The sequence below is a fragment of the Methylobacterium sp. WL6 genome, from assembly GCF_008040095.1.
Lineage (GTDB): Bacteria > Pseudomonadota > Alphaproteobacteria > Rhizobiales > Beijerinckiaceae > Methylobacterium.
Genome location: NZ_VRVH01000417.1, coordinates 1 through 3,118 on the forward strand (window position 1 = coordinate 1; position 3,118 = coordinate 3,118).

At 70.4% G+C, this 3,118-nt stretch carries 4 protein-coding genes and 1 pseudogene; 3 read left to right on the top strand and 2 right to left on the bottom strand.

Annotated elements, in window-relative coordinates; genetic code table 11:
* Positions 1-206, bottom strand: a pseudogene (locus FV230_RS26520) (ATPase); the annotation flags it as partial.
* A 116-nt stretch (positions 207-322) separates the two neighbouring features.
* On the bottom strand, positions 323-502 hold the full coding sequence (locus tag FV230_RS26525; RefSeq protein WP_147844506.1) for a hypothetical protein: 180 nt from the start codon (positions 500-502) through the stop codon (positions 323-325).
* 281 nt (positions 503-783) lie between these two features.
* Between FV230_RS26525 and FV230_RS26530 the strand changes: the two genes are divergently transcribed.
* The 3 genes from FV230_RS26530 (at position 784) to rpsP (ending at position 3,036) form a co-directional block, all read left to right on the top strand.
* On the top strand, positions 784-999 hold the full coding sequence (locus FV230_RS26530; RefSeq protein WP_147844508.1) for a glutathione S-transferase: 216 nt from the start codon (positions 784-786) through the stop codon (positions 997-999).
* A gap of 4 nt (positions 1,000-1,003) precedes the next feature.
* Complete coding sequence (ffh, locus tag FV230_RS26535) at positions 1,004-2,569, top strand: signal recognition particle protein (RefSeq protein ID WP_147844507.1); 1,566 nt, start codon at positions 1,004-1,006, stop codon at positions 2,567-2,569.
* A 104-nt stretch (positions 2,570-2,673) separates the two neighbouring features.
* On the top strand, positions 2,674-3,036 hold the full coding sequence (gene rpsP, locus FV230_RS26540; protein WP_147728730.1) for a 30S ribosomal protein S16: 363 nt from the start codon (positions 2,674-2,676) through the stop codon (positions 3,034-3,036).
* Positions 3,037-3,118: the final 82 nt, after the last annotated feature.

Below are 3,118 nucleotides of genomic sequence, written 5' to 3' on the forward strand. Positions count from 1 at the left end.
GAGCTCGACGCGATGCGCGAGGAGCGCGACCTGTGGCGCGCCTCGGCATGGCGCGCCTCGACTTGGCGCGCCTCGACTTGGGGCTGTGCCGGGGCCTGGGCGGCGGGCGCCTGGGCCTTCATGGCGGCGAGCCAGTCGCGCAGCGGGCCCGGGGCCGGGCGTCCACCGGACTCGTAGGGTGGCAGGTTGCGGGCGGGGTCCGACATCGGCATGTCCTCAACGATCGAGGCCATTCAGCGCCGAACATGCTTAACGATCGGTAAAGGTTAACGCCGTCTCGCCGTCCGATCACGGGATTGTGGGCCGGATCCCGCCCTGCCCCTCAGCCCGCGCCCTTCTCGATCTCCTGGTCGACGTTCTGCTCGCGCTCGTCGAAGGTGTAGCCTTCGAGCCAGTCCGCGCTGTCCTGCGAGCCGGCCGGGTAGGGGTCGGCCGAGAGCGGCGCGCCCTGCTTCTTGGCCGCCCTGCCCTCTTCCACGATCTTGGCCGATACGTATGCCATGCGGGTCTCCTCCTTGGCGCCTTGGTCTTCCGAAGGTGGGAGGACCGTGCGAAAAGGCGAGCCCGGCCGTCGGCGGGGACGACGGACCGCTGCGGATCCGTCGCGAAATTGACTTTTCGCGTGAGCTTCCGTATCGCCCGGCGCATCCGACGTTCTTCGTCGACTCCGAAGCCGACCGGTCCACCGAGACCGGAGGTCAACGCCCGACAGCGCGTCCGCGCCCTCGGGCGTGCTCGGCGTTGGCGGCAGCGTCCTCACGAAGGCCGTCCTTGACCCACGCCATGACCCCATCCGCCGCCCTGCGCATCGAGGATGCCGTGAACGAGGTCTGCCCCTGGTCGGGCAAGCCGATCGCGGCCGATTCGCTGACGCTGTACAACGGCGCCGTGGTCGGCTTCTGCAATCCGGACTGCCGGGACAAGTTCGCCCGCGCGGTCGGCGCCTTCGAGGATGCGTTCCAGGCGCGTCGCGCCGCCGCGTCGGGGCTGGACCAGTAGCGCCATGTTCGAGGGCCTTTCCGACCGCCTGTCCGGCATCCTCTCCGGCCTCACCCGCCGGGGTGCGCTGACCGAGGCCGACGTCACCGCCGCGATGCGCGAGGTCCGCCGCGCCCTGCTCGAGGCCGACGTGGCGCTCGAGGTGGTCCGCGGCTTCACCGACGCGGTGCGCGAGAAGGCCGTCGGCGCCGTCGTGCTGAAGTCGGTGACGCCCGGCCAGATGGTCGTGAAGATCGTCAACGACGAGCTCGTGGCGATGCTCGGCACCGACGCCGCGGTGATCGACCTGAACGCGCCCGCCCCCGTGCCGATCCTGATGGTCGGACTGCAGGGCTCGGGCAAGACCACCACGACGGCCAAGATCGCCCGACGCCTGTCGGACCGCGAGAAGCGCAAGGTGCTGCTCGCCTCGCTCGACACCCGCCGTCCGGCGGCGATGGAGCAGCTCGCCGTCCTCGCCGGTCAGGTCGGCGTCGCCTGCCTGCCGATCGTTGCCGGCCAGTCGGCGGTGCAGATCGCCAAGCGCGCGATGGATGCCGCCCGGCTCGGCGGCTTCGACGTGGTGATGCTCGACACCGCCGGCCGCACCACGGTCGACGAGGCCCTGATGCAGGAAGCCGCCGAGGTGAAGGCGGCGACGAAACCCCACGAGGTCCTGCTCGTCGCCGACGCGCTCACCGGCCAGGACGCGGTCAACACTGCCCGCGCCTTCGACCAGCGCCTCGGCGTCACCGGCATCGTGCTCACCCGCATGGACGGCGATTCGCGCGGCGGTGCGGCGCTCTCGATGCGCGCCGTCACCGGCAAGCCGATCAAGCTCGTCGGCACCGGCGAGAAGGTCGACGCGCTGGAGGAGTTCCACCCCTCCCGCGTCGCCAACCGCATCCTCGGCATGGGCGACATCGTCTCGCTCGTCGAGAAGGCGGCCGAGACCATCGATCACGAGCAGGCGCTCCGCACCGCGGAGAAGATGCGCAAGGGCAAGTTCGACCTCGACGACCTGTCGATGCAGCTCGCCCAGATGGAGAAGATGGGCGGCATCGGCGGCCTGATGGGCATGCTGCCCGGCATGGGCGCGATGAAGAAGCAGGTCGAGGGCGCCAACCTCGACGAGAAGATGTTCAAGCGCCAGCGCGCGATCATCTCCTCGATGACGGCGCAGGAGCGCAAGAACCCCGATCTCCTCAAGAACTCCCGCAAGAAGCGCATCGCGGCCGGCTCGGGCACCAAGGTCGAGGAGCTGAACAAGCTCCTGAAGATGCACCGGACCATGGCCGACATGATGAAGGCGATGGGCTCGGGCAAGCGCGGCATCGGCCAGGCGCTGGGCTCGATGTTCGGCCTCGGCGGCGGCGGGATGCCGGGCGGCATGGGCGGGATGCCCGGGCTTCCCCCGGGGATGCCCGAGCCGACGCCGGAGCAGATCGAGGCGATGCAGAAGCAGTTCGGCGGCAAGCTGCCGCCGATGCCCCCCGGCCTCGGGGGCGGCGGCAAGATGCCGGGCCTTCCGGGTCTCGGCGCGCCGAAGATGCCGGGCCTCGGCGGCTTCCCGTTCGGGAAGAAGAAGTAGGGCGAATGGGGAGTAGCGAATAGCGAACGGGGCTTTCGGCCATCTGTTCGCTACTCACTACCCACGATTCGCCGATCGATCGAAGCAAATCAGGAGCTGAAGACATGTCCCTCAAGATCCGCCTCACCCGTGGCGGCGCCAAGAAGCGCCCGTACTACCGCATCGTCGTCGCCGACGCCCGCGCGCCCCGCGACGGCCGCTTCATCGAGAAGGTCGGCGCCTACGACCCGATGAAGGCCAAGGACGACCCGGCCCGCATCGTGCTCGAGGCCGAGAAGATCACGGCGTGGCTCGCCAAGGGCGCGCAGCCGACCGACCGCGTCCTGCGCTTCCTCGACGCCGCCGGCCTCGCCAAGCGCCCCACCCGCAACAACCCGCAGAAGGCCGAGCCGGGCGAGAAGGCCAAGGAGCGCGCCGCCAAGCGCGCCGAGAAGGCCGCCAAGCCCGCCGAGGACGCGGCCGCTTAAGGAGCGCCAGCATGCGTCGTCCCGCAGGCCCATCCCGCGGCGAGGTCTGGGTGCCGGGCGCGATGGCGCCGCGGCCCAAGCC

Excerpts from the sequence above, each read along its gene's own strand:
- FV230_RS26530 (WP_147844508.1), top strand. The coding sequence starts at position 784 with ATGACCCCATCCGCCGCCCTGCGCATCGAGGATGCCGTGAACGAGGTC.
- FV230_RS26525 (WP_147844506.1), bottom strand. The coding sequence starts at position 502 with ATGGCATACGTATCGGCCAAGATCGTGGAAGAGGGCAGGGCGGCCAAG.
- ffh (WP_147844507.1), top strand. The coding sequence starts at position 1,004 with ATGTTCGAGGGCCTTTCCGACCGCCTGTCCGGCATCCTCTCCGGCCTC.
- rpsP (WP_147728730.1), top strand. The coding sequence starts at position 2,674 with ATGTCCCTCAAGATCCGCCTCACCCGTGGCGGCGCCAAGAAGCGCCCG.